Annotated in this window: 22 protein-coding genes, 2 pseudogenes and 1 riboswitch; of the genes and pseudogenes, 10 read left to right on the plus strand and 14 right to left on the minus strand. The window is 69.9% G+C overall.

The features are described 5' to 3' along the window. The first annotated feature begins 22 nt into the window (after positions 1-22). Positions 23-994 carry an ATP-binding cassette domain-containing protein gene (locus GKO32_RS25210; RefSeq protein ID WP_154759386.1) on the plus strand — a complete coding sequence of 324 codons (972 nt, stop codon included), beginning with the start codon at positions 23-25 and terminating at the stop codon, positions 992-994. Beyond that, positions 991-1,795: pseudogene (locus tag GKO32_RS25215) on the plus strand (ABC transporter permease). Before GKO32_RS25210 ends, GKO32_RS25215 begins: the two are co-directional and overlap by 4 nt. Here GKO32_RS25215 and GKO32_RS25220 read toward each other — a convergent pair. From GKO32_RS25220 to GKO32_RS25230, 3 genes are all read right to left on the minus strand, one after another. Continuing rightward, complete coding sequence (locus tag GKO32_RS25220) at positions 1,737-3,254, minus strand: MFS transporter (protein WP_154759387.1); 1,518 nt, start codon at positions 3,252-3,254, stop codon at positions 1,737-1,739. The pseudogene GKO32_RS25215 and the gene GKO32_RS25220 sit on opposite strands and share 59 nt — an antisense overlap. 110 nt (positions 3,255-3,364) lie before the next feature. After that, the gene (locus GKO32_RS25225) at positions 3,365-4,501 is read right to left on the minus strand and encodes an MFS transporter (protein WP_154759388.1); all 1,137 of its coding nucleotides are present in this window, start codon (positions 4,499-4,501) and stop codon (positions 3,365-3,367) included. 34 nt (positions 4,502-4,535) lie between these two features. Continuing rightward, entirely contained in the window at positions 4,536-4,703 is a 168-nt protein-coding gene (locus GKO32_RS25230; protein ID WP_154759389.1) for a hypothetical protein, read from the minus strand. 96 nt (positions 4,704-4,799) lie between these two features. Here GKO32_RS25230 and idi point away from each other — a divergent pair, with 96 nt between their 5' ends. The 3 genes from idi (at position 4,800) to GKO32_RS25245 (ending at position 8,732) form a co-directional block, all read left to right on the plus strand. Beyond that, entirely contained in the window at positions 4,800-5,381 is a 582-nt protein-coding gene (gene idi, locus GKO32_RS25235; protein WP_154759390.1) for an isopentenyl-diphosphate Delta-isomerase, read from the plus strand. 115 nt (positions 5,382-5,496) lie between these two features. Then, entirely contained in the window at positions 5,497-6,246 is a 750-nt protein-coding gene (locus GKO32_RS25240; RefSeq protein ID WP_154759391.1) for an ABC transporter ATP-binding protein, read from the plus strand. Between the two features lie 5 nt (positions 6,247-6,251). Then, positions 6,252-8,732 carry an ABC transporter permease gene (locus GKO32_RS25245; protein ID WP_312868520.1) on the plus strand — a complete coding sequence of 827 codons (2,481 nt, stop codon included), beginning with the start codon at positions 6,252-6,254 and terminating at the stop codon, positions 8,730-8,732. Positions 8,733-8,811: 79 nt separating this feature from the next. On the opposite strand, the gene GKO32_RS25250 is transcribed toward GKO32_RS25245, so the two are convergent. From GKO32_RS25250 to GKO32_RS39955, 3 genes are all read right to left on the minus strand, one after another. Further along, positions 8,812-9,417 carry a trimeric intracellular cation channel family protein gene (locus GKO32_RS25250; protein WP_312868521.1) on the minus strand — a complete coding sequence of 202 codons (606 nt, stop codon included), beginning with the start codon at positions 9,415-9,417 and terminating at the stop codon, positions 8,812-8,814. Between the two features lie 52 nt (positions 9,418-9,469). Further along, a complete protein-coding gene (locus GKO32_RS25255; RefSeq protein ID WP_154759392.1) occupies positions 9,470-10,297 on the minus strand; it encodes a bifunctional 5,10-methylenetetrahydrofolate dehydrogenase/5,10-methenyltetrahydrofolate cyclohydrolase in 828 nt (275 codons plus the stop codon). Between the two features lie 63 nt (positions 10,298-10,360). Next, positions 10,361-10,495, minus strand: coding sequence for a hypothetical protein (locus tag GKO32_RS39955; protein ID WP_281354008.1), 135 nt, complete (start codon positions 10,493-10,495; stop codon positions 10,361-10,363). Positions 10,496-10,654: 159 nt separating this feature from the next. Here GKO32_RS39955 and GKO32_RS25260 point away from each other — a divergent pair, with 159 nt between their 5' ends. Genes GKO32_RS25260 through GKO32_RS25270 form a run of 3 tightly spaced genes read left to right on the plus strand, consistent with a single transcriptional unit; the run spans position 10,655 to position 14,154 of the window. Next, positions 10,655-11,011: an ArsR/SmtB family transcription factor gene (locus tag GKO32_RS25260; RefSeq protein WP_154759393.1), complete on the plus strand. Its 357-nt coding sequence runs from the start codon at positions 10,655-10,657 to the stop codon at positions 11,009-11,011. 27 nt (positions 11,012-11,038) lie between these two features. Then, positions 11,039-11,773, plus strand: a complete 735-nt coding sequence (locus tag GKO32_RS25265) for an HAD family hydrolase (RefSeq protein ID WP_154759394.1) — start codon at positions 11,039-11,041, stop codon at positions 11,771-11,773. Continuing rightward, the gene (locus tag GKO32_RS25270; protein WP_154759395.1) at positions 11,770-14,154 is read left to right on the plus strand and encodes a glycoside hydrolase family 65 protein; all 2,385 of its coding nucleotides are present in this window, start codon (positions 11,770-11,772) and stop codon (positions 14,152-14,154) included. The genes GKO32_RS25265 and GKO32_RS25270 overlap by 4 nt, the downstream gene beginning before the upstream one ends. Before the next feature lie 408 nt (positions 14,155-14,562). On the opposite strand, the gene GKO32_RS25275 is transcribed toward GKO32_RS25270, so the two are convergent. Further along, the gene (locus tag GKO32_RS25275; protein ID WP_154759396.1) at positions 14,563-14,742 is read right to left on the minus strand and encodes a hypothetical protein; all 180 of its coding nucleotides are present in this window, start codon (positions 14,740-14,742) and stop codon (positions 14,563-14,565) included. A gap of 95 nt (positions 14,743-14,837) precedes the next feature. On the opposite strand from GKO32_RS25275, the gene GKO32_RS25280 reads away from it, so the two are divergent. Continuing rightward, on the plus strand, positions 14,838-15,215 hold the full coding sequence (locus tag GKO32_RS25280; protein WP_154759397.1) for a nitroreductase family deazaflavin-dependent oxidoreductase: 378 nt from the start codon (positions 14,838-14,840) through the stop codon (positions 15,213-15,215). A 2-nt stretch (positions 15,216-15,217) separates the two neighbouring features. Here GKO32_RS25280 and GKO32_RS25285 read toward each other — a convergent pair whose 3' ends face one another. Genes GKO32_RS25285 through GKO32_RS25295 form a run of 3 tightly spaced genes read right to left on the minus strand, consistent with a single transcriptional unit; the run spans position 15,218 to position 19,561 of the window. Then, positions 15,218-16,258, minus strand: a complete 1,041-nt coding sequence (locus GKO32_RS25285; protein ID WP_154759398.1) for an LLM class F420-dependent oxidoreductase — start codon at positions 16,256-16,258, stop codon at positions 15,218-15,220. A gap of 40 nt (positions 16,259-16,298) precedes the next feature. Next, positions 16,299-17,915 (minus strand): DUF885 domain-containing protein, encoded by a 1,617-nt coding sequence (locus tag GKO32_RS25290; protein ID WP_312868522.1) that lies wholly within the window; start codon positions 17,913-17,915, stop codon positions 16,299-16,301. Further along, positions 17,912-19,561, minus strand: a complete 1,650-nt coding sequence (locus GKO32_RS25295) for a DUF885 domain-containing protein (RefSeq protein WP_154759400.1) — start codon at positions 19,559-19,561, stop codon at positions 17,912-17,914. The genes GKO32_RS25290 and GKO32_RS25295 overlap by 4 nt, the downstream gene beginning before the upstream one ends. A 76-nt stretch (positions 19,562-19,637) precedes the next feature. On the opposite strand from GKO32_RS25295, the pseudogene GKO32_RS25300 reads away from it, so the two are divergent. After that, positions 19,638-19,952, plus strand: a pseudogene (locus GKO32_RS25300) (Lrp/AsnC family transcriptional regulator); the annotation flags it as partial. A 54-nt stretch (positions 19,953-20,006) separates the two neighbouring features. Here the strand turns inward: GKO32_RS25300 and GKO32_RS25305 are convergent. The 4 genes from GKO32_RS25305 to GKO32_RS25320 all read right to left on the minus strand — a co-directional run bounded on the left by GKO32_RS25305 (position 20,007) and on the right by GKO32_RS25320 (position 24,427). Further along, positions 20,007-20,933 carry an RluA family pseudouridine synthase gene (locus GKO32_RS25305; protein WP_154759401.1) on the minus strand — a complete coding sequence of 309 codons (927 nt, stop codon included), beginning with the start codon at positions 20,931-20,933 and terminating at the stop codon, positions 20,007-20,009. Further along, positions 20,930-21,481 (minus strand): signal peptidase II, encoded by a 552-nt coding sequence (gene lspA, locus GKO32_RS25310; protein WP_312868523.1) that lies wholly within the window; start codon positions 21,479-21,481, stop codon positions 20,930-20,932. Before lspA ends, GKO32_RS25305 begins: the two co-directional genes overlap by 4 nt. Before the next feature lie 22 nt (positions 21,482-21,503). Continuing rightward, positions 21,504-22,802, minus strand: a complete 1,299-nt coding sequence (locus GKO32_RS25315; RefSeq protein WP_154759403.1) for an aminotransferase class V-fold PLP-dependent enzyme — start codon at positions 22,800-22,802, stop codon at positions 21,504-21,506. Between the two features lie 33 nt (positions 22,803-22,835). Beyond that, a riboswitch (SAM riboswitch) is annotated at positions 22,836-22,950 on the minus strand. Between the two features lie 16 nt (positions 22,951-22,966). Continuing rightward, positions 22,967-24,427, minus strand: a complete 1,461-nt coding sequence (locus GKO32_RS25320; protein WP_312868524.1) for a potassium/proton antiporter — start codon at positions 24,425-24,427, stop codon at positions 22,967-22,969. Positions 24,428-24,439 lie beyond the last annotated feature (12 nt).

Genomic DNA, 24,439 nt, shown 5'->3' on the forward strand with positions numbered 1-24,439 from the left:
ACACCGAAGGACAGGGGGAAGAATGTCGCAACCGGATACCGCCGTCCGGGCGCGGGCACTGGTCAAGACGTACGGGCAGACACGGGCGCTGGACGGGGTGGATCTGGACATCCCGGCGGGGCATGTGCTGGGCCTGCTCGGTCCGAATGGCGCCGGCAAAACCACCACCGTGCGCATTTTGACCACGCTACTGCGCCCGGATTCAGGGGAAGCCTGGGTCGCGGGGCACAACGTGCTCACCGACCGGGACGCCGTCCGCCGTGAGATCGGACTGTCGGGCCAGTACGCGGCGGTCGACGAAAACCTCACGGGCTACGAAAACCTGTACATGGTCGGCCGGCTGTACGGGCGGCGCCGGGCCGCCGCACGGGCGCGGGCCCGGGAGCTGCTGGCCCGGTTCCAGCTCGAAGAAGCCGCCGACCGGCCGGCGAAGGGATATTCCGGCGGGATGCGCCGGCGCCTCGACCTCGCCGGTGCGCTCGTCGGCGAGCCCGCCGTGGTCGTCCTCGACGAGCCGACCACCGGCCTCGACCCGGCCGGGCGCCTCGACACCTGGGCCGTCATCAAGGAACTGGCCCAGGACGGCGCGGCGGTGCTGCTGACGACCCAGTACCTCGAGGAGGCCGACCAGCTCGCGGACACCATCGTGGTGATCGACAAGGGCCGGGTGATCGCGCGCGGCACGGCCGACGAGCTCAAGGCCCAGACCGGGGGTGAGCGGCTCGAACTGGTCGTCGCCTCGGCGCACGACCTGCCGGTCACCCTGCGGGTGCTGCGCGAGGTCGGGTCCAGCGAGCCGACCGGGGACGAGCACACCAGGCGCGCCGGGATTCTCGTCGACACCGGCCCGAAGGCGCTGATCGAGGCGTTGCGCAGGCTCGACGCGGAGCACGTCACGGTGCAGGACGTCGGGCTGCACAGACCCACGCTGGACGACGTGTTCCTGTCCCTGACCGGGCACGGCGCGACGGAAACCGAGGGGGCGGCGAAATGAACGCGATCGCGAAGGGCTTTTCCGACGGCGGCGTCATCACCTGGCGCAACCTGATGAACGTGCGGCGCAACCCGGACTGGCTGATGGCCGCCACCCTGCAGCCGATCATGTTCGTGCTGCTGTTCGCCTACGTCTTCGGCAACGCGATCGGCGGGAACGCGGGCGGCGCGGCATACCGGGAGTTCCTGATCGCCGGGATCTTCGCGCAGACGGTCGCGTTCAACTCGGCGTTCACCCGTGATCGGGTTCGCGAACGACCTGCAGAAGGGGATCATCGACCGGTTCCGCTCGCTGCCGATGTCCCGGCTCGCGGTGGTGTTCGGCCGGACCACGTCCGATCTCGTGGTGAGCATCGTCGCGCTGATCGTGATGTCGGCGTGCGGGCTCGCCATCGGGTGGCGGATCCGCGGCAGTTTCGTCGACGCGGTGCTGGGTTATCTGGTGATGCTGATGTTCGCGTGGGCGCTGTCGTGGGTCGGTGCGCTGATCGGGCTCGCCGCGCGCAGTGTCGAGGTGGCGCAGAGCGCGGGGCTCATCTGGATGTTCCCGCTCAGCTTCATCTCCTCGGCGTTCGTCCCGCTCGCCACGCTGCCAGGGCCGCTGCGCGCGTTCGCCGAATGGAACCCGTTCACCGCGGTGGTCAACGCGACCCGGCAGCTGTTCGGCAACGAGGTCGGGCCGCCACCGGTGGGCTGGCCGGCCCAGCACGCCGCCCTCTACGCGGTGCTGTGCTGCGTGGCGATCATCGCAATCTTCGCGCCGCTTGCGACGGCACAGTACCGGCGGGTGGCGAGCAAGTAGCCAAGGCGGGGGCAGGCCGGGGGTCCGCCACCGCGGAGAAGCCGGCGACCGCGGGCTTCTCCGCGGTGGCCGCCGTCCGGCGGCCGGGCAGGAACGCCGCGATCAGGAGCGCGACGAGCGCCGCGGCCGCGCCGATGCCCAGCACCACCCGGAAAGCGCTCTGCGCCGGCAAGATCTGTCCGTCCAGGCTGATCGTCAGCTGGGACAGCACGACGCCGGCGATCGCGCTCGCACTCGATGTGCCGATCGAGCGCATCAGCGTGTTCACGCTGTTCGCGGCGGCGGTCTCGGACACCGGCACCGCCGCCATGATCAGCGCCGGCAGCGTGCCGTAGGCGAGGCCGATGCCCGCACCGATCACCGCCGCGACGAGCGCGAGCTCCCACAGCTGGGACATCAGCACCACGCCGAGCCCGTAGCCCAGGGCGACGATGATGGCGCCGAGCATCAGGGTGAGTTTCGGGCCCCATGCGCTCGAGATCCGCGCGGACACCGGTGCCATCGCCATCATCACCAGCCCGGCCGGCGCGGTGACCAGGCCGGCGGTCAGCATGTCCGCGCCGAGCCCGTAACCGGTCGCCGCCGGCAGCTGCAGCAGTTGGGGCTCCACCAGCCAGACTCCGAAGATGGAGAGCCCGAACACGATCGAAGTGATGTTGGTCAGCAGCACCTGACGGCGGGCCGTCGTGCGCAGATCCAGCAATGGTTCCCGGATCCGCAGTTCCCACCAGCCCCACAGCAGCAGCACGACGACCGCCGCCGTGAACGTGCCCATGGTGAGCGCGCTCCCCCAGCCCCAGTCACCACCCTTGGAGATGCCCAGCAGCAGGCACAGCAACCCGATCGACAGGCCCACCGCGCCGACGAAGTCGAAGCGGCCCGGCGAGCGGACCGCGGATTCGGGCACCATCGTCACCACGAGCGCGGTGGCGATCGCGCCGGCCGCGGCGGCGGTCCAGAACAGCGCGTGCCAGCTGGCGCGGTCGGCCAGGAACGCCGCCGCGGGCAGGCCTAGCGCACCGCCGACCCCGAGCGACGCGCTCATCAGTGCCGTCGCGGAGCCAAGCCGCTCGGCGGGCAGCTCGTCCCGCATGATGCTGATGCCCAGCGGGATCACCCCGGCGGCGAAACCCTGCAGCGCGCGGCCGATCACCATGGGCACCAGCGCCCCGGCGAGCGCGGCGACCACCGATCCGATGACCAGGAGCGCCAGGCTGATCAGCAACATGCGGCGCTTGCCGAACATGTCGCCGAGCCGGCCGATGACCGGGGTCGCGACCGCGCCGGCCAGCAGCGTCGCGGTGATCGCCCAGGTGGCGTTGGACGCCGAGGCGTGCAGCAGCGAAGGCAGCTCAGGAATGAGGGGGATCACCAGGGTCTGCATGAGCGAGACCACGATCCCGGAGAACGCCAGTACCGCCACGGTCCGCCCGGCCCTGGCCGGTTCGGCTGGCGCCATCAGGGAAACCTCCGTTTCGATGCGCCGGCCGGCCCACCCAGGCACGAAATGGCCTTCCCGCAGCGCGCATGCGCGTTTTATTATGCATTAGCAATTAATGCTTGAGCATGTTATTTCGCCCACGCCATGGTCAGTCCGGCGACGACCAGCACGGCGGCGAGGCCCCAGTATCCGGCGCCGAGCGTCGCCGCGCTGGCGATCGCACCGACGAGCAGCGGCCCGCCGGAGTCACCCAGTTCGCGCCCGACCTCGGCCGCGCCCATCGTCTGCCCCAGCCGCTCCTGCGGGGTGACCGTGGCCAGGTGCGCGAAACAAAGCGGGGTGGCAAGGCCGATCCCGGCGCCGATAGTGACCGCAGCGGCGATCAATCCCACGACCCCCGGCGCGAGTGCCGCCACCACCAGTCCGGCGCCGGTCACGCCGAGCCCGGCCGCCATGCCGGGGCGGTCGGCGAGGCGGCTGGCGTCCCGCGCGCGCCCGGCCAACGGCTGCACGAGCGCCGAGGACAAGGCCAGCGCCGACACCGCGGCGCCGGTCGTGATCGGGCCGAGCCCGGCCGCCGCACCGGTCACCGGAAGAAAACCCACCCCGACGGCGAGTGCGCCAGTGGTGCCGGCCAGCGCGATGGTCGGGTGCAGAAACCCGGGATTGCGCAGGCGCCGCACGAGGTCGAGGACGGTCTGCCGGGTTCGTGGCAACGGCGGGACGCCGGGCACGGCCAGCGCCGCCCAGACCGCGACGGCGAGCGCGAGCCCGGCGAGAATCCCGAACAGCAGGGCGAATCCGCCCGCCACGATGAAGACCCCGCCCAGCAGCGGGCCGAGTGTGTACCCGAGGCTTTTCCACGCCCCGTAGCCACCGAACGCCCTACCGTGCCCGCGTTGGGGGGACAATCTGGCCACCAGCGCACCCGCCGCCGGGGAGAACGCCGACGCGGCGGCGCCCTGGCCCAGCCGCACCAGTCCCGTCATCGCCGGGTCGCCGGCGAGCACGAAAGCGCCCGACGCCAGGGAAAACGCGAACAGCCCGCCCAGGAGCACGGGTTTGGGCCCGATGCGGTCGGCGAGCGAGCCGAACACGGGTTTGAGCACCACTTCGGCACCGTCGTAGACGGCCAGCAACAGGCCCAACGTGAGCAACGACGCGTGACCACCGACGTACCCGCCGAGTCCGGCGGCGATGCTGTGCGCGCCGAAGGCCGTGACGAAGCCTGCCCCGTACAAGGGCAATCGCCGGGCAGCCGTCATCGCGCCCGGTGCCGCGCCGGGAAGGCGAGACCCGTCACTGCCCCTCGCCGGCGACGAAGAGGAAGACGAACGCGATGGTCCCGAGCAGGAACCACCAGGCGTCGGCATTCACCGCCGCCGCGAGGATGCCCGCCGCCACCGCGGCCAGGCCGAGCACGCGGGCCGGGTTCAGCTCGGTCCGCCGTTTGGCAGGTGTGTCCATGAGTTCAGTGTGGCCCGCGCGACACCGTTCGGCCATTACGGGATGTCTACGGGAATCGCTCGGCCCGCCACGGGGCCACAACCTACGATCGGTCGCATGGAACAGGTCGTGCTGCTGAGCGAGTCAGGGGAAGCGAATGGCGTGCTGGACAAGGCGGAGGTTCATCATCACGACACCCCACTGCATCTGGCCTTCTCCTGCTACCTCTTCGGTCCGGACGGCCGCCTCCTGCTGACCACCCGCGCGCGCACCAAGAAGACCTTCCCCGGCCTGCTCACCAACAGCTGCTGCGGTCATCCGGCACCGGGCGAGGACATCGCGGCCAGCGTCGGGCGCCGGACCGGGCAGGAGCTCGGCGTGGAGGTCACCGACGTCACGCTGGTCCTGCCGCGCTTCCGCTACCGCGCGGTCATGGGCGGCATCGTCGAAAACGAGATGTGCCCGGTGTTCCGCGCCCGCACGGGCACCGACCCGGTCCCTGATCCGTCCGAAGTGGACAGTTACGAGTGGGTGGACTGGGCGGGTTTCGCGGGGGAGGTACTCGACGGAAGGCGAGCCGTCTCCCCCTGGTGTGCCGAGCAGGTGGCGCAGCTGGTCGCGCTCGGCCCGGACCCGCTGGCGTGGCCCGCGGCCGACGAGTCGCTCCTGCCGCCCGCGGCGCGAACGGCCGCCGCCTGACCGATGCCCCGGGGGTATAGCTGGCTGTACCCCGGATCGGGTATCTGGCGGCAATGTGCCGCGCCCGCCACGCCCATAACGTCGACATCGCTGGAAAAACGGGAAGGAAACAGCGATGACGACGGTGACGGGCGAGCGTACCCACGCGGTACGGCTGCTGTCGGTCAGCAAGACCTACGGCAGCGGGGACACGGCGGTGCGCGCGCTGGACAACGTGACGATTGCCTTGCGGCGCGGCAGTTTCACCGCGGTGATGGGGCCGTCGGGCTCAGGCAAGAGCACGTTCCTGCATTGCGCCGCTGGTCTGGACCAACCGACCTCGGGCCGGGTGCTGCTCGGCGAGCAGGAACTCACCGGCCTCCGGGAGACCGAGCTGACCGAGTTGCGCAGGCGGCGGACCGGGTTCGTGTTCCAGGCCTACAACCTGCTCGACGCGGTCACCGTCGAGCAGAACATCGTGCTGCCGCTGCGGCTGGACAACCGGCCCGTCGAGCCGGGCCTTCTCGCCGAAGTGGTGCGCTCGGTCGAGCTGGACGTGCCGCTGGACCGGCGCCCCAGCAAGCTGTCCGGCGGGCAGCGGCAACGGGTTGCGATCGCCAGGGCGCTGATCACCCGGCCCGACGTGATGTTCCTGGACGAGCCGACCGGCGCGCTGGACACCCGCACCGCCCGGCAGGTGCTGGGAACGTTGCGGCAGGCGGTGGACCGGTGGGGGCAGACGGCGCTGATGGTGACGCACGACCCGGTTGCGGCGTCCTATGCGGACTCGGTGGTGTTCCTGGCCGACGGCCGCATCGCGGGCGAGCTGGCAGGGGCCGCGCCGGAGCGGATCGCGGAGCGCATGACGCACCTCGGGGAGTGGTGAGCGCCGTGTTTTCCCTTGCTTGGCAGACAATCCGGGCCCGGCGGGGCGCGCTGGCCGCCGCGTTCGTCGCCGTGTTCTGCGGTTCCGCGCTCGTCACGGCGAGCGGAATCCTCCTCGATTCCGGTGCGCGTGGCGGGATCGCGCCGCAGCGCTATGCCGCGGCGCCGGTCGTGGTCACCGGACCCCAGACCCTGCCCGTCACCGACGACCTGGATCAGCGCTTCGCGGAGCGGGTCACGCTTCCGGCGGCTCGGGCCGACGACATCGCGCGCGTGCCCGGAGTACGTGCGGCCGTAGGCGATGTGAGCGTGCACGCCGGGTTGCGGCGACCGGGTGGCGATGTCCCACTGGTCGCGCATGGCTGGTCGGCCACGCGGCTCGGGCCGGTTCCCCTCGCCGGCGGCCGCGCTCCGGAGGCGCCCGACGAGGTGGCCCTCGACGGCGCGCTGGCCGCGCGGTCGGGCGTGCGCACGGGTGACACGGTCGACCTGTCGGTCGGTGCGGTGGCGAGCGGCTATCGCGTCGTGGGGATCACCGCGCCCGCCCAGGATTCGGCATTCCTCACCGACGCGCAGGCGCGCGTGCTGTCCGGCCGCCCGGACCAGGTGGACGCGGTCGCGGTGCTGGCCGATCCGGGGGCGGATGCCACGGCACTCGCGGCCCGGATCGGGCACGACGTCCCCGGTGTCACCACCGCGGTGGGTGCCGACCGCGCCGATGCGGAGTTCCTCGACATCGGGTCCGCACGGTCGTTCCTGATGCTGATCGCGGGCTCCTTCGGCGGGACCATGCTGATGATCGTGGTGCTGGTCGTGGCCAGCACGCTGGGGTTGTCGATCCAGCAGCGGCGCCGCGAGTTCGCGCTGCTGCGGGCGATCGCGGCCACCCCGCGGCAGGTCCGGCGGCTCATCACCACCGAGACACTGCTGCTCGGCTCGGTCGCGGCGGCGCTGGGCACGGTGCCCGGGATCGGGCTGAGTTTCTTGCTGCGTACGGAACTGGCCCGCTTCGGTGCGCTCCCCGCTGGGTTCCGCTTCGTCGTGGGACCGCTCCCGGCGCTCGCTGCCGTCGTGGCGTGCGTGCTCGCGGCGGTGGTGGCCGGGCTGATCGCGGCAAGGCGGGCCACGCGGATCAACCCGGTGGCGGCGCTGGGCGAGGCCGCCGTCGAACCGCCGAAACTGGGTCGGACGCGGCTGCTCATCGGGTGGGTGCTGGCACTCGCCGGGGTTGTGAACGGGGTGGCGTTGCCGCTGGCACTCGACGGCACGGCGGCGGCCGGGAGCGCGGCGACCTCCGCGCTGCTACTGGTGGTCGCAGTGGCGCTACTCGGACCGCGGTTGTTCACCGCGACCGCCGGTGTGTTCGGCAGGCTGGGCATGAGCCGCACGGTCGCGGGATTTCTGGCCAGTACCAGTGCCCGTGCCCGGTCTCGCCGGCTCAGCTCGGCCGCTACGCCGCTGATCATGGGGGTGGCACTGGCCGCGGTGCAGATCTTCACGGTCACCACCACCAGCACGGCCGCCGAGCGCCAGGTGGCGGACGGTGTGCGCGCCGATCACGTGCTCGTCGCCCGGGACGGCATCGCGCCGCCGGTGGCCGACGCGGTGCGGCAGGTACCCGGCATCACCGCGGCGGTTCCGGTGGCGCGGACGTCGGTGCTGGCCAGTTACCGGGAGCTGGGTGACACCATGACGGAATCCTATGCGGCGCAAGGCATCACCACCGCCGGGCTCGGCTCGGTCATGGACCTGGGTGTCCAGCGGGGTAACCTCGGGGGTCTGACGGGGAATACCGTCGCGGTCAGCGAAACCGCGGCCGGCACGTTCGGCGTCGACGTCGGTTCCACGCTCGCGCTGCGACTGGGGGACGGCACACCGTACACCGCGCGTGTCGTTGCGGTGTACGAAAAAGGGCTCGGATTCGGCGACGTGACCTTGCCGAACGACGTGGTCGTCGCCCACACCACCAGCCGCCTCGACGACGCGATTCTCCTGGCCGGCACTGATTCCGCCGCGTTACGGAACTTGCTCGCCGCGCATCCGGAAATCCAGCTGACAGACGGGGTTTCGTTCACCGGCGGTTCGTCCACTGTGGAATCCTCGGTTTCGCTGCTGTTGAATTTGGTGCTGATCGCGTTCCTCGCGATCGCGGTGGTGAACATCCTGGTGCTGGCGACGGCGGCGCGGGTCCGGGAGTTCGCGTTGTTACGGTTGGTCGGGGCGAAACCGCGGCAGGTACGCGGAATGATGCGCGGCGAGGCAACGGTTATCGTCGTGGCCGCGGTCGTGCTCGGTTCAGTGGCCGCGCTCCCCCCACTGATCGGCATCAGCCTGAGCCTGACCGGGTCCGCGATCCCGACGGTGCCCGCATTGGCCTACCTGGGAATCGTGGCCGCCGCGGTCGCCTTCGGCTGGGGCTCCATAGCCATCGCAACCCGGATCACGATGCGCCCCACCCCGGTAGTCGCGATGCGCACGGAGGACTGAAGACTGAGTCCATAATGGACCGACTGCCCACTCCCACTCGCTTGTCGAGGTGGTCGAGTTGAGTGGTTTTGCTTTGGTGCTACCGGTTCTTGGGGGCGGGTAGGTGCCAGCCGCGCCAGAGGGAGATCAGCCGGAGGCCGACCGCGAGTATTACTCCGGCGACGGTGGACAACGGCAGCGACCCCGTCGCCGCGACCAGTGCGACAGTCAGGACCGCCCCGGCCAGTGCCGAGATCGCGTAGAGCTCGCGGCGCAGCACGATCGGGATCTCGTTGACCAGCACGTCCCGGATGACCCCACCGCCAACCGCCGTGAGGGTTCCGATCAGCACCGCCGCCATCGGGCCCGCCGCCCGGTCCAGCGCGTAACTCGCGCCGGTGGCGGCAAACAGGCCCATCCCGAACGCGTCGAACACCAACTCCAGCCGCCGCAAACGCGACAACCGCCCGTGCAGCACGAAAACCCCGAGTGACGCGCCCACGGCGACGGCGAGGGTCGGCCAGTGCGTGAACGCCGCCGGCGGGGACACGTTCAGCGCCAGGTCACGCAGCACACCACCGCCGGTTCCGGTGGCCAGCCCGACCACCACCACACCCAGTAGATCCAGCCGCCGCCGCACGCCGACGACCGCACCGGACACGGCGAAAGCAGCGATCCCGATGAGGGACAACAGTTCCGGAATCACGGTTCGCAGTCTTCGTGAAGCGGCCACCAGGGCAGCGTCGACACCCCAAGGCTCACGGTCGGTTCTCCCGCGCCGCGCGCACAGTCTGGGCAAGCAGGACGGCGATGGTCATCGGGCCGACCCCGCCAGGTACGGGGGTGATGTACGACGCGCGGTCCGCGGCGGCCTCGTACTCCACGTCACCCTTGTTGTCGGCGTAACCGGCGTCGACGACCACCGCGCCGGGCTTGATCCAGTCACCGCGGACCAGACCGGGCCGGCCGACCGCGGCAACAAGCACGTCCGCTTCGGACACCATGGCGGCCAGGTTCGTGGTCCGGGAATGACAGTAGGTGACCGTCGCGTTCCGGGCCAGCAACAGCATTCCGGCCGGTTTGCCGAGGATCGGGCTTCGGCCCACCACCACCGCATGCTTGCCGGACAACGGAATCTCGTAGGCGTCCAGCAGCGCCATGATTCCGCCGGGAGTGGCGGAGGCGAAACCGCCCTCCTCGAACGCCATCTTCGCGAACGACGTCCGGGTCACCCCGTCGACGTCCTTCGCCGGGTCGATCGCCTCGAAGGCGGCGCGTTCGTCGATCTGGCCCGGCACGGGATGCTGCAGCAGGATGCCGTCCACGTCCGGATCCTCGGACAGGTCCCGGATTCGTGCCACCAGCTCACCGGTGGTGGTGTCCGCGCCGAGTTCGATCCGCCGGGACTCCATGCCGACTTTCGCGCACCGGTTGGCCTTCATCCGGACATACGTGTGCGAGGCCGGATCGTCGCCGACGAGAATCGTGGCGAGCACCGGCTTCCGCCCGAGTCCGGCGACTTCCGCGCGCACCGCATCGAGCAGCTTCGCGGCCACCGCACGACCGTCCAGTATCTGTGCCGTCATGCCCCATAGAAAACCACGGCGGGTGGCCGCCGACCGTGCCGGCCCGACCGTCCACTTCGGACGTCAAGTGGACGGTCGCGCCTGCGCCTGGCGCAGCCGCCGCCAGGCCAGCCGGAACGGGTCGCGGCCGGCGACCCGGCCGGTGCGGACGTCGAACCGGGCGGCGGCCAGCGCACGCGCCGCGTCCTGTTCGTCCACGTGATGTTCCTCGCAACGGCTCAGGAAAATGCGGAGGCGTCGTCCCTCGTCCACATGAGGCAGCCTGCCCGGCCCGCCCCTCGCCAGGCCAGCTCAGGCGGCGCGGTTCACCAGGTCAGGCGACCGCAGCGGGCAAACACGGTGATGAGATCATGAGGTATGCCTGACGAGCCGGAACAGCGGGTGATCGACCCGGGTGCGGTCGCGGCCGCGCTCGACGGCCTCGGTGACCGGGCGGTCGTACAGCAGTGGGCGGAACGGTTCTCGGTGCTGGCCGACCCGTCCCGGCTGACACTGCTGGTGTGCATCCATTACGCGGGTGAGATCGCGGTGACCGATCTCGCGGCGGTGGCCGGGATGACCGACACCGCCGTGTCACAGGCGCTGCGGCTGCTGCGCGCGCACGGGCTGGTGACCGGGCATCGCACCGGCCGCATCGTGCGTTACCGGCTCGCCGACGCCACCGTGCACGAACTGATCCACCACGTAAGGCCACATCCCGGCACGGTGCCGTAGCGTGCCACGGCGGGTACGGTGCGAAGCATGATCGGGCTACCCGAAGGCATCTCCGCGTGCCTGTTCGACCTCGACGGTGTGCTGACCGGTACCGCCGCGCTGCACCGGGAAGCATGGAAACAGACGTTCGACGCCTTTCTGCGCGAGCGCGACGGGGACGGTTTCCGGCCTTTCACCGATGCCGACTACATCCAGCATGTGGACGGCCGCCCGCGTGCCGACGGCGTGCGGGAGTTCCTCGCCTCGCGCGGCATCACCCTGCCGGAAGGCGATCCGGACGACCCGCCGGGCCGGGCCACGGTCAACGGTGTCGGGAACCGGAAGAACGCACTGGTGCTGCACATCATCGACGAGCGCGGGGTGGATCCGTACCCGGGTTCCGTGCGATACCTCGAAGAAGCCGAGAAGGCGGGCATCGCGATCGCGGTCGTCACGTCATCCGCGAACGGCGCCGCGGTACTGGAGGCAGCGAACCTGACCCGGTTCGTCCGGGCCCGTATCGACGGCTTGGTGATCCGGCGCGACGGCCTGCGCGGCAAGCCCGCACCGGACTCTTTTCTCGCCGGCGCCAAGGCATTGGGTGTCGAGCCCGCACGGGCCGCTGTGTTCGAGGACGCTTTGGCGGGCGTCGAAGCCGGCCGAGCCGGTAGTTTCGGTTACGTGGTAGGGGTGAACCGCGCCGACCAGGCGGACGAACTGCGAGCGCACGGCGCCGACGTCGTGGTGGACGACCTCGCGGACCTGTTGGGGGCCAAGGCATGAGCGACCAAACCCGGGGGTACGAAACGGACCCATGGCGCCTGCGCTGGCGCGGGCTCGCCGTCGATCAGTTGCGGCGCACCGAATCCACGTTCGCACTGGGCAATGGGCACATCGGGATCCGCGGCACGCTGGAGGAAGGCGAACCGCGCGGGCTGCCGGGGACCTACCTCAACGGCTTCTACGAGGAACACGAACTGCCCTATGCCGAGGCGGGTTACGGGTATCCCGAAGCGGGCCAGACCGTGGTGAACGTGACCGACGGCAAGATCATCCGGCTCCTGGTCGAAGACGAGCCGTTCGACATGCGGTACGGCACCGCCACGGCACACGATCGCACCCTCGATTTCCGCACCGGCACGCTCACCCGCAATACCGAATGGGTCTCCCCCACCGGCCGTCGCGTGCTGGTGCGCACACAGCGCCTCGTTTCGTTCACGCAGCGCGCCGTGGTGGCGATCAGGTACGAGGTCGAACCGCTCGACGGTGACACGCAACTGGTGTTGCAGTCGGACCTGCTCGCGAACGAGCCCATCGTGTCGGACACGAGCGACCCACGGGTGGCCGCCGCGTTGCAGAGTCCGCTGGCCAGCGAGTTCTCCTTCGCCGAGGACTACCGCGCCGTGCTGGTGCACCAGACGCGACGGTCCGGGCTGCGGATGGCCGCTGGTATGGACCACCTGATCGAATCGCCGGACGGGCTGCGCACCACGATCGCCGTGGAAGATGACCTGGCGCGCCTGACGGTCGCCGTGGACGTGCCGCACGGAAAGCGCCTACAGCTCACGAAATTCCTCGCCTACGGGTGGTCCGCGCAACGGTCGATTCCGGCGCTGCGGGCGCAGGTCGACGCCGCGCTCGCGGGGGCGGTGCAGACCGGATGGGACGGGTTACTGGCCGAGCAGAAGGCGTTCCTCGACGATTTCTGGGCCACCGCGGACATCCAGGTCGACGGGGACCCGGAACTGCAACAGGCGACGAGGTTCGCGTTGTTCCACATCCTGCAGGCCGGGGCCCGTGGGGAAAGCCGCGCCATCCCGGGCAAGGGTCTCACCGGTCCCGGTTACGACGGGCACGCTTTCTGGGACACCGAGTCTTTTGTGTTGCAGGTGCTGACGTACACGATGCCCGAAGCCGCACGGGACGCACTACGCTGGCGGCATTCCACTTTGGACAAGGCACGGGAACGGGCGGCGCAGCTGGGGCTGCGGGGCGCGGCCTTCCCGTGGCGCTCGATCAACGGTGCCGAATGCTCGGCCTACTGGCCGGCCGGCACGGCCGCATTCCATGTCAGCGCCGATATCGCGGACGCCGTCATCCGGTACCTCGGCGCGACGGATGACGAAGAGTTCGAACGCTCTTGTGGCACGGAAATCCTCGCCGAGACAGCGCGATTGTGGATGTCATTGGGGCATTTCGACTCGCATAACCGGTTCCGGATCGACGGGGTGACCGGGCCGGACGAGTACTCCGCAGTGGCGGACAACAATGTCTACACCAATCTCATGGCGCGGCGGAACCTGCACGAAGCCGCCGCTTCCTGCACCCGGTTGCCGGATGTCGCCGCCGCACTGGAGGTGACCGAGCAGGAGATCGAACGGTGGCGCGACGCCGCGGCCCGGATGTACGTTCCTTACGACGCGGAGCGAGGCATCCACCCGCAGTCGGAAGGGTTCACCGAACACCTGGACTGGGATTTCGCGCACACGCCGCTCGACGATTATCCGCTACTGTTGCACTACCCGTACTTCGATCTGTACCGGCGGCAGGTTGTGAAACAGGCCGATCTGGTACTGGCCTTACACTTGTGTGGCGATTCGTTCAGCCCGGAGGAGAAGGCGCGGAACTTCGCCTACTATGAGGCGCGTACCGTCCGCGACTCGTCCCTGTCCGCGGCGACGCAGGCCGTGATCGCGGCCGAGGTGGGTCACCTGCAACTGGCCTACGACTATCTCGGCGAAGCGGCGCTCACCGACCTGCACGACGTGCACAACAATGTCCAAAATGGACTACACATGGCGTCACTGGCCGGCGCGTGGCTGGGTTTCGTCGCAGGCTTCGGCGGGATGCGCGATCACAGCGGCGAGATCACCTTCGCACCACGCATTCCGTCCACATTGGATAGACTAGAATTTCGGATGTGCGTGCGGGACAGCAGGTTCTCCGTTGAGATATACGCCGACCGCGCCACATACCGGTTACTGTCAGGAAAGCCGGTGGAACTCACCCACCACGGGATGCCCTGCACCGTCGGCACCAACCCGGTGACACTGTCCATTCCCAGCATCACCCCAGGCCCCACCCCGGAACAGCCCGCAGGCCGCGCCCCCTCCCGCCGGAACCCGGAACGCCTGCGCCCAGCAAAACCCCTACCACACCCCTGAAAAGGGCTGAAAGCCCGACCACCCACTCAAGGTGACGTCCCGTTGGGCCCGTCATCCCGGAGCCAGCCCGTCGGCGAGGCTCTCTTTTTGAGTCGCGCTCCGCGCGATGCCCTGGTTCCTTTCGCACGGAGGTGACCGGGCGCGGGCGCCCTCGTTGGACCCCCCGCCCCACTTCGCCGATCGTTGCGGAGGCTTCGTGTTGGTCCGGGGTGGGAGTGGGCGCTGGGTCTCCTCGGCGGCTTTTGTTGCACGGCGGCGGATTGTGCGTGGGTCGGGCACGCTCGGCCTTAATCGCCCCGCCGCCGCTCATCCGCGGGGCCGGGTGGTTCGGGTTCGCCTGCCTTCACCGCCCTGCGGCGGCTTGCACGTGCTTGGGCAGGGCGTCCGGACTCGCCGAAGACCTCGAGGCTAGTCCGGTGGCTCCGGTACCTGTTCCCCGGGCGGAGGCACGTCCTCCCGGTTCGGTACGTCCTCGACTTCATCCGTTTTGTCCACATCCAGGTCCGGGTGTCGCAACCGTGGGAAGTCTGGGCCCAGTTTCTGGTCGTCATCGTCCTCGGACCGGTGTTTCGCGTGTTCTTGCGTCATGGCACCGGCTTACCGCATTTCCCGCGAACGTCAAACCCGCCCATTTAATTCATCGTGTGTTGATTTCTCGCGGCAAGAGGCGCATCCTGAACAGCATGGTTCTCTCCAAGAGGCTCGCCCGCTTCAACCGGGTCGCCACCAATCGCGTGGCGGGCAAGATCGTCGGCTGGGCACCGGGGTTCGGCAAGGTCGTGCATCGCGGACGCAAGTCCGGCCGCGAGTATCGGACACCGGTCAACGTGTTCGGCACCCCCACCGGCTACGTCGTCGCCTTGACCTACGGCGCGGGCGCGGACTGGGTCCGCAATGTCCTCGCCGCCGGCGGGTGCGAGCTGGAAACCCGCGGCAAACTGGTGAAACTGACCAATCCCCGCGTCGTGCACGACGAGAAGCGTCAGGTGATGCCGCTCCCGGCACGCCAAATCCTGGGGCTCGTCCGCGTCTCCGAGTTCCTCTACCTGGACCGCGCCTGACCTCAGTCCATCAGCTCCCGCAGCTGGCTCACGACCTCGACCCGCCGCTGCACGCCCGGCTCGAGTAGCGACGCGTTCAACGTCGTCACCCCCGCCTCGGCGAACGCGGCCAGCCGCTCCTTGACATAACTCGCCGGGCCGATCAGCGAAATCGCCTCCACCAGCTCGGTGGGCACGGCGGCAGCCGCCTCGTCCTTCTTCCCATCCAGGTACAGATCCTGGATCTGCTTCGCCTCGGCCTCGTAGCCGTACTTGCACGCCAGCTCGTTGTAGAAGTTCTTGTCCCGCGCGCCCATTCCACCGACATACAGGGCGATCATCGGTCGCACCCAGTCAAGCATGTGCTTGACGTCATCACCGATCGCGACGGCCGCACCGACCATCACATCGAGCTCACCCAGCGACGGATCGCGCTTCGCCCTGCCTTCGGCCAGCGGCTCGCCCCATACACTCGCCGCCTTCTCCGGGTGGAAGAAGATCGGCTGCCAGCCCTCGGCGATCTCCGCCGTCATCGCGACATTCTTCGGCCCCAGCGACGCAAGGATGATCGGGATCCGTTCGCGCACCGGGCGGTTGATCAACTTGAGCGGCTTCCCCAGCCCCGTGCCCTTCTCGGCCGGCAACGGGATCTGGTAGTGCTTGCCGTCGTGCACGACCCGCTCCCGCCGCCACACCTGCCGGCAGATCTCCACGATCTCCCGGGTCCGGCCCAGCGGCGCGTCGTAGCGCACTCCGTGAAAACCCTCGACGACCTGCGGTCCCGACGCGCCGATGCCCAGCGAGAACCGCCCGCCCGACACGAAGTCCAGGCCCGCGGCGGTCATCGCCGTCAAGGTCGGGGTGCGGGTGTAGAGCTGCAAGATGCCCGAGGCAAGCTCGACCCGCTCCGTCCGCGCGGCCAGATACCCGAGCTGACTGACCGCATCGAACGAGTAGGCCTCGGGCACGGACACGATGTCCAGCCCCACCTTCTCCAGCTCGACCACGTCGGCCACGCTTTCGGCGAAGCCGCCGGCGTAGGAAATGTGCGTTCCGATGCGCATCTGTGCCGCCTCCCGGGTGAGCGCTTGCTTACCTCGCACCCTACCGCACGGACGCAACCCAGTCCCGCACCACCGCGTCGAGCACCGCCAGCGGCAGGATCCCATGCCCGAGCACCGCATCGTGGAAGTCCCGGACGTCGAACGCGGCCCCGAGCGTCTGCTCGGCCTCCCCGCGCACCCGCTGGATCTCCAGCCGTCCCACCATGTACGACAGCGCCTGCCCGGGAACCCCCGCGTAACGGTCGATCTCCAGCTCGATCTCCACCGGCGCCATCGGCGTGTGCTCGCGCAGGTAGTCCACCGCCTGCTGCCGGCTCCACCCCAGCGCGTGCAACCCGGTGTCGACCACAAGCCGGCCTGCCCGCATCGAATCCTGCGTCAGCAGGCCGAACCGCGACAGGTCGCTGGAATACAGCCCCATCTCGTCGGCGAGCCGCTCGGCGTAGAGGCCCCAACCCTCCACATAGGAATTGATGTCGGCGATCTTGCGCAGCAAGGGAACCTCGTCGAGGTTCATCGCCCCGCAGAGCTGGAAATGGTGCCCTGGCACGGCTTCGTGAAACGCGATCGCCTCGCTCATATGCCGGAAGCGTTCCCCTGCCTGCGCCGTGTTCGCGTAGTACACCCCCGGCCTGGTGCCCGCGAAATCCGGCGGGTTGTAGTACGCGATCGTGCCACCCTCGGCCTCACCGGGCGGCACCGGGCGCACCTCGCACGCCTGCGGCGGGATGGTGCGGAACCATTGCGGCGCAACGGCTTCCGCCCGGCGAATGGCCGAGCGCGCCCCGTCGAGCAGCTCTTCACCACTGCCCCAGCGCAGGGCCGGGTCCGTCCGCAGCCGCTCGAAGATCTCCGGCAGCTCGCCGGTGCCGAACACGCGCGAGCCCAGCTCCCGGTACTCCCCAGCCAGCGCGTCGATCATCCGCAGCCCGGTCTCGTGCAGGTCCCGTGCACTGTGGTCGGTGGTCGTGTGCACCCGGATGAGCCGTTCGTACCGCCGCTCCCCGTCCGGTTGCCAGCACAGCCCCGGCTGCTGCGGACCGAGTGCCCGCGGCACCAGCTCGTCGTTCAGGAAATCCCGGTACCGCGCGAAAGCGGGCCGCACGACATCGGTGAGCAACTCCTCCTGACGGTCCACAAAGGATGGTCCCACGAGACGCAGCGGATCCCGTTCCGGATGGGCGAGGTACCGGTCGAGGAAGTCAACCCCGGCCCGTACCAGGAAATCCGGCAGTTCGGCACCGCTTTGCCGCTCGATCACAGTGTCCACAAGGGACGGAATCGAGGCCAGTCGCGAAAGATACCCCGCGGTCTTCTCGTCATCGTCGAGCGACACCATCGGCAGCACGACCAGCAGCGAAAGCACCGGCGCGGCCAGCGTGTCACTGACCGAGAACTCCACCTCCGCGGCGGCCAGCCGGTCGGCGGCCGCGCGCGCCTGCTGCACGACCACCCCGCGGGTGACCGCGTCGCCCGCGGCGTTCTCGGCATGGTCGGCCAGCTCGCTGAACGTCGCGCGGTACCGCAGTTCGGCGTCGGCGCTGAAATCGGGCAGCCGCCCGTGATCGCCCGGCAACCCCAGCAGCGAAGGCACCAGCGGATTCTGGTCGAACCAGATCCGCACGAAATCGTCGGCGATCTCGTCGATCTCGCTCACGCGGCTTCGATCCATTCGGTGACCACGGCGTCCAGCACCGACATCGGCAGCGCCCCACCGCCGAGCACGACGTCGTGGAAAGCGCGGATGTCGAACCGGTCACCGAGCGCCTGCTTCGCCTTTTCCCGGATCCGCAGGATTTCCAGCCGTCCCACCATGTACGACAGCGCCTGGCCGGGGTAGGCGATGTACCGGTCGACCTCCGAGTCGATCTCGACCTGCGGCATCGGCGTGTGCTCCCGCAGGAACGCCACGCTCTGCTCGCGGCTCCACCCCTTCGCGTGCAACCCGGTGTCGACCACGAGGCGCCCGGCGCGCAGCGAATCCATCGCGAGCATGCCCAGCAGCATGAGATCGCTGGAGTACAGCCCCATTTCCCGCGCGAGCCGTTCGGTGTAGAGACCCCAGCCTTCGGCATAGGCGTTGAAGTCGCCGATCCGGCGCAGCAACGGCAGATCGGTCAGCGTCAGCGCGGTGGACAGCTGGAAGTGGTGACCGGGAATGGCTTCGTGGAACGCGGTCACCTCGGCCGTGTGCCGGAACCGCTCGGTGACCTGATGGGTGTTCGCGAAGTAGGTGCCCGGCCGCGAACCGTCGACCGAGGGCTGCAGGTAGTACGCGGTGGGCGCGCCGGGCGCCTCGGCCGCGGGCACGGCCTCGACCACCCACGGGTGCGGCGGGATCCGCCCGAACCACCGCGGGGCAGCTTCTTCCGCGCGAGAGATTGCCGCGCGAGCGGAATCGAGGAGCTCATCGGCGTCGTTCCAGCGCAACGACTTGCCGGTGCGCAACTGCTCGAAGATCTGCGGCAGCGCACTGGTGCCGAACACCCGCGAGCCGACTTCGGCGTACTCGGCGGCCAGCTCGTCGATGATCCGCAGCCCGGTTTCGTGCAGATCATCAGGCGCGCGTTCGGTCGTGGTGTGCGACCGCACCAGCGCGGCGTACATCCGCTCCCCGTCGGGCAACCAGCACAGGCCGGCCTTGTCCACGGTCCGCCCGTGCCCCAGGATCTCGTTCTCCAGCACATCCCGGTACGCGGCGAATGCCGGGCGCACGGTGTTCTCGACGAGTTCGGCGCGCCGCGCGGTGAACCGCTCGTCCGGCATGGGCCGGCGCAGCAGCGGATCAGCGGCCGGGTCGGCGAGATACCGGCCGAGGTGCTCGATCGCGGCACGGACAAGATGTTCGACCGGCACCCGCCCCGCGCTGATCCCGCTACGGTGCCGTTCGGCGGCCTGCTCGAGATACCGCGGGATCGACGCGAGCCGCCGCAGCTGCTGCTCCGCCTGGGCGTCGTTGCCGATCCCGACCATCGGCAACACGGTCAGCAGCCCGGCCGCGGGCGCGACGAACATGTCCGTGATCGTGTACTCGGCGCTGTGCGAGCTGATCCGGTCGAGGTAGCTTTTCGCCTGGCTGACCAGCACATCGCGGGTGGCGCGGTCCTCGCTGGTCTCGGGTTTCAGCGCGAGCGCACGGCTGACGAAGTCCCGCAGCACCGTGCGGTGCTTGGCCTCGGCCACCTCGCTGAGTTCGCCGACGCTGTCGCGATCGGACTCGATGCCCAGCACCGCCGGCCACAGTGGCTCGGCGTCGAACAATGCTTCCACGAACTCATCGGCCAGCTTGGTCACCTCGGTCATCCCGCCACATTAGAACTTGGCGTGACGACCGCGTCGAACCGGCGCCCGCACGACGTGAACGGGTAGCGTTTCCGGCGTGCCCGTGACCGATCCCGTGGACGCCCGACTGCTCGCGGCGCTGGCCGAGGTGGGCAAGGTCGCGGTGCACGAGCTCGCGGCGAAGGTCGGCATGGACCCGCGCGAGGTCGCGTACCGGCTGGTCGCACTGTCCGGGACCGGGCTGCCGCTGCTCGTCGGTGTGGAGAGCGACCCGAACGGCCTGCGTGCGGCGCTGACCGGTTCCCGGCCGCGCCCGCCCGGTCCCCCGCCGCGGCCGGTCGATCCGGTGATCAGCACCTGGGGTCCGCCGCAGACGGCGTCGTGGGCCCGGGGCGATCAGCCGTCCCGTGCGACCGGCGACGACGGGCACCAGGCGTAGGCACGGAGAGTCTCAGCGGTCAGCGGGCTAACTCTCGGCGCGTAGCACGTCCAGCGCATGCGCGAGATCGTCCGGGTACTCGGCCTCGAACTCGACCCAGCGTCCATCCGCCGGGTGTGCGAAGCCGAGGGTCCTGGCGTGCAGCCATTGCCGGGTGAGCCCGAGTTTCCGCGCCAGCACCGGGTCCGCGCCGTAGGTCAGGTCCCCGGCGCACGGATGACGCAGCGCCGAGAAGTGCACGCGGATCTGGTGCGTGCGCCCGGTTTCCAGCTTGACGTCGACGAGCGACGCCGCGCGGAACGCCTCCAGCACCTCGTAATGCGTGATGCTCGGCCGTCCACCGGCGACGACGGCGAACTTGTAGTCATGCCGCGGATGCCGGTCGATCGGTGCGTCGATGGTGCCGCGCATCGGGTCAGGGTGGCCCTGCACCACGGCGTGATACCCCTTGTCTACCGTGCGTTCCTTGAACGCCCGTTTCAACACCGTGTACGCGTGCTCACTTTTCGCCACCACCATCACACCCGTGGTGCCCGCGTCGAGCCGGTGCACGACGCCTTGCCGCTCGGCCGCACCGGACGTCGAAATCCGCAACCCGGCCGCGGCCAGCCCACCGACGACCGTCGGCCCGGTCCAGCCCGGGCTCGGGTGCACCGCGACCCCGACCGGTTTGGACACCACCACGATGTCGTCGTCGTCATGCACCACACGCAACCCGGGGACCGGCTCGGCGATGATCTCGGCCGGGCGGTCCGGGTCCGGCAGCGTCACTTCGAGCAGCCCACCGGCGGCGAGCCGTTCCGACTTGCCGACCTGCCTGCCGTCGAGCAGCACCTCCCCGGTCTCGGCGAGCTCCGCAACCGCGGTGCGGGAGAGCCCGAGGAGTTTCGCCAGCCCGGCGTCCACCCGCATCCCGTCGAGCCCGTCCGGGACAGGCAGCATCCGGGTGCTCATTTGCGGCCCCGCCGGGTGCCGTCGTAGTCGATGCCGAGCAGGCTCAGCAGCACGATCAGCACCCCGCCGATGGTGATGCACGAGTCGGCGATGTTGAACACCGGGAAGTACTCGGCGTTGGGGCCGAACACCGAAATGAAGTCCACGACGTGTCCCTGCAGCGGCCCGGGCGCGCGGAAGATGCGGTCGATGAGGTTGCCCACCGCGCCGGCCAGCACCAGCCCGAGCCCGACCGCCCAGCCGGCCGAGCGCAGCCGCCCGGCGAACCAGATCACCGCACCGGCCACCGCGATCGCGACCAGTGCGAACACCCACGTCAGCCCGGTGGCCATGGAGAAGGCCGCACCAGGGTTGCGGATCAGTTGCAGGTACACGATCCCGCCCAGGATCCGCACCGGCGCGTGATCCTCCAAAGTGGACACGACCACGATCTTGCTGACGATGTCGATCGCCAATGCCACCACCGCGACGCAGGCGAGCAGCACAACCCGCCGCTGGGGCGGTGCCACCGGCTCCGCGTCGGGCTGCGATCCCTGTTCGGTGCTCACCAAGCCATTGTGCCGGACGCCCTCAGGCCAGGAATTCCGGCAGTGGACGAGGGTCCGGCGCGGGGGCCCAGCTGCCATCGGGCTTCGCGTAGGTCCAGCGTGCGCCGTCCGCGACGATCTGCCGCAGTGCCAGCAGAAACCGGTCGATGTGCTCGGCCGTGGTGCCGAGGCCCAGGCTCACCCGCAGTGCCTGCGTGCCGCTGGTCAGCCGGAACGTCGCGATGTGCGCACAGAACGCGCCGTCACGGACCCCGATGCCGTACTCGGCCGACAGCACGGCGGCAACCCAGCCCGGTTCACGCCCCTCGACGGTGAAACTGATCGTGCCGACGCGGTCACCGTCGTCGTCGAACAGCCGCAGTTCGGACAACCCGGGAATGTCCGCGAGGCCGCGGCGCAGCTGGGCCAGCAGCTCGTGTTCGTGCGCCACTACGGCATCCCAGTTCCCCGCCAGCTGCTCGCAGGCCACGCCCAGCGCGTACACGCCGACGGTGTTGGGCGAACCGGCTTCATGCCGCTCCGGCCCGGCGTTCCACACCACGTCGTGCGCCGTGACGAGCTTCGTCGCCCCGCCGCCCGCGAGATACGGCGGCGCGGCGCGCAGCCAGTCGGAACGCCCGATCAGCGCGCCCGCACCGAACGGGGCGTACAGCTTGTGCCCGGACAGCACCACGTAGTCCACGTCCAGCTGCCGCAAGGAGATCGCCCGATGCGGGGCCAGCTGGGCGGCGTCGAGCGCGATCCGCGCGCCGTGCTCCCTCGCGACCGCCGCGATCTCGGCGACCGGCAGCAGTTCCCCGGTCACATTGGACGCTCCGGTCAGTACCACCAGCCGTGGTCCCGGCGGGCAGTCCGCGAGCGCACTGTCCACAGCGGACACTGCGGCGAGCCGGTTGCGGGGCGTCTCGATGCGGCGCACGTTCGCGCCACGCCACGGCAGCAGCGCCGCGTGGTGCTCGGTGTCGAAGAGCACCACCGACGTGTGCCGCGGCACGCTGCGCGCCAGCAGGTTCAGCGCGTCCGTGGTGTTGCGCGTGAAGATCACGGTGTCGGCGGGACGGGCGTCCACGAAGCGGCGCACCACATCCCGGGTGCGCTCATAGACCTTTGTGGACACTTGCGAGGCGAACCCGGCGCCGCGGTGCACGCTCGCGTACCACGGCAGGAACTCGTCGACGGCGGCACGCACCGCACCCAGACACGGCGCGCTCGCGGCGTGATCGAGGTTCGCGTACTCCACGGTTTCGCCGGTGACGAGCGGGACGCGGGTGTTCAGCGTCGTGGGAACGGAAGTCTGGACGGGTTCGAGAGCGAGTGTCATGGCGCCTCCTCGGCGGTCCTGGGACCCGCGAGGGGCCCGCGCTTGCCCGCCGCACCACACGACGGGCCAGGTCCTCACCCGGGGCACCCCACCGCGGTTGGAGGGTTGCCGGCCAGCAAGCCGGGGCTACGCGCTGGCACTCATGACCATCGGTTCAAACCTTATCAGCGACCGGTTTCGCCGCGCCAGCGGGCCAGCGGGCCCGCACGATCGACGGCCCGCAACCGTCGCTCCGCCGCGACGAGCGCGCCTTCCGTGGCGACCACCAGCAGCTGGTCACCTTCCTGCAAGCGGGTGTTGCGCTGCGGGGTGAAGCTGGACCCGGCGCGCACCACCAGGCTCACCGAGGCGCCCGGGGGCAGCCGCAGTTCCGTCAGATACACGCCGTGCAACCGGGAACCGGGCTGGATCCGCACCTGAAGCAGCGCGGCGTCCAGCTCGTCCAGCGGCGCCGCGTCGACTTCGATCTCCTGCGGTTCGGTCTCCGTGGCCAAGTGCAGCCGCGTCGCCAGCGGACCCAGCGTCGTGCCCTGCACCAGGGTCAGCACGATCACCAGCACGAACACCGCGTCCACCAGCTGCCGGGCGCCCGGGACGTCGTGACTGAGCGGGATCATCGCCAGCACGATCGGCACCGCACCGCGCAGGCCCGCCCACGACAGGAACACCTGTTCGCGCCATGGCACCTTGAACGGCAGCTGCGACAGCACCACCGACAGCGGCCGTGCGATCAGCAGCACCACCGCGCCGGCGACCAGGCCCGGGATGACGGCGTCCAGCAGCCGTTCCGGCGACGCGAACAGGCCCAGCAACACGAACAGCCCGATCTGCGCGAGCCAGCCCATGCCCTCGGCGAACGACAGCGTGTCCGACCGGTGCGGCAGCCGGGAATTGCCCAGCACCAGTGCCGCGACGTAGGTGGCGAGCAGGCCCGACGCATGCGCGAGCTGACCGGACGCGTACGCGACGACACATACCGCGACGGTCGCGAGCGGGTACAACCCGGTGGCCGGCAGCGCGGCCCGCCGCAACGCCCACGCCCCGCCAAAGCCCAGCAGCACGCCGATCGCGAGACCGGCGAGCAGTTCGTAGACGATCAGCAGCGGCAACGTCCAGTCCACCTGGGTGGCCTCGGCGAGGGCGACGACGAGGATGTACGCCGGGGCGTCGTTGAGCCCGGATTCGAGTTCCAGCGCGCCGACGAGCCGCTTGCGCAACCCGACCGCGCGGAGCACCGAGAACACCGCGGCGGAGTCGGTGGAAGCCAGCACCGCACCCCACAGCAGCGCCATGCGCCACTCAAGCCCCAGCAACCAGTGCAGCGCCACCCCGGAGATCGCGACGCTGAACCCGACGGCCACAGTGGACAGTACGATTCCTTGCCACAGCGCGGGTTTCACCGAGGACCATCGGGTGGTGAGGCCACCTTCGGTGAGGATCGCGACGAGCGCGGCCAGCCCGAGCGACTGGGTCAGCGACACGTCGGAGAACCGGATGCCGAACCCGGCTTCGCCGAGCAGCACGCCGAGCCCGAGGTAGATCAGCAGCGACGGCAACCCGACGCGCGTGGACAGCCGAACGGCGAGCACCGCGGCGAGCAGGACGGCCGCGCCCACCCCCAGCACGACCTGTCTCTT

Origin of the sequence: Amycolatopsis pithecellobii, from assembly GCF_009707865.1 — a bacterium.
GTDB classification, from domain to species: Bacteria; Actinomycetota; Actinomycetes; order Mycobacteriales; family Pseudonocardiaceae; genus Amycolatopsis_E; species Amycolatopsis_E pithecellobii.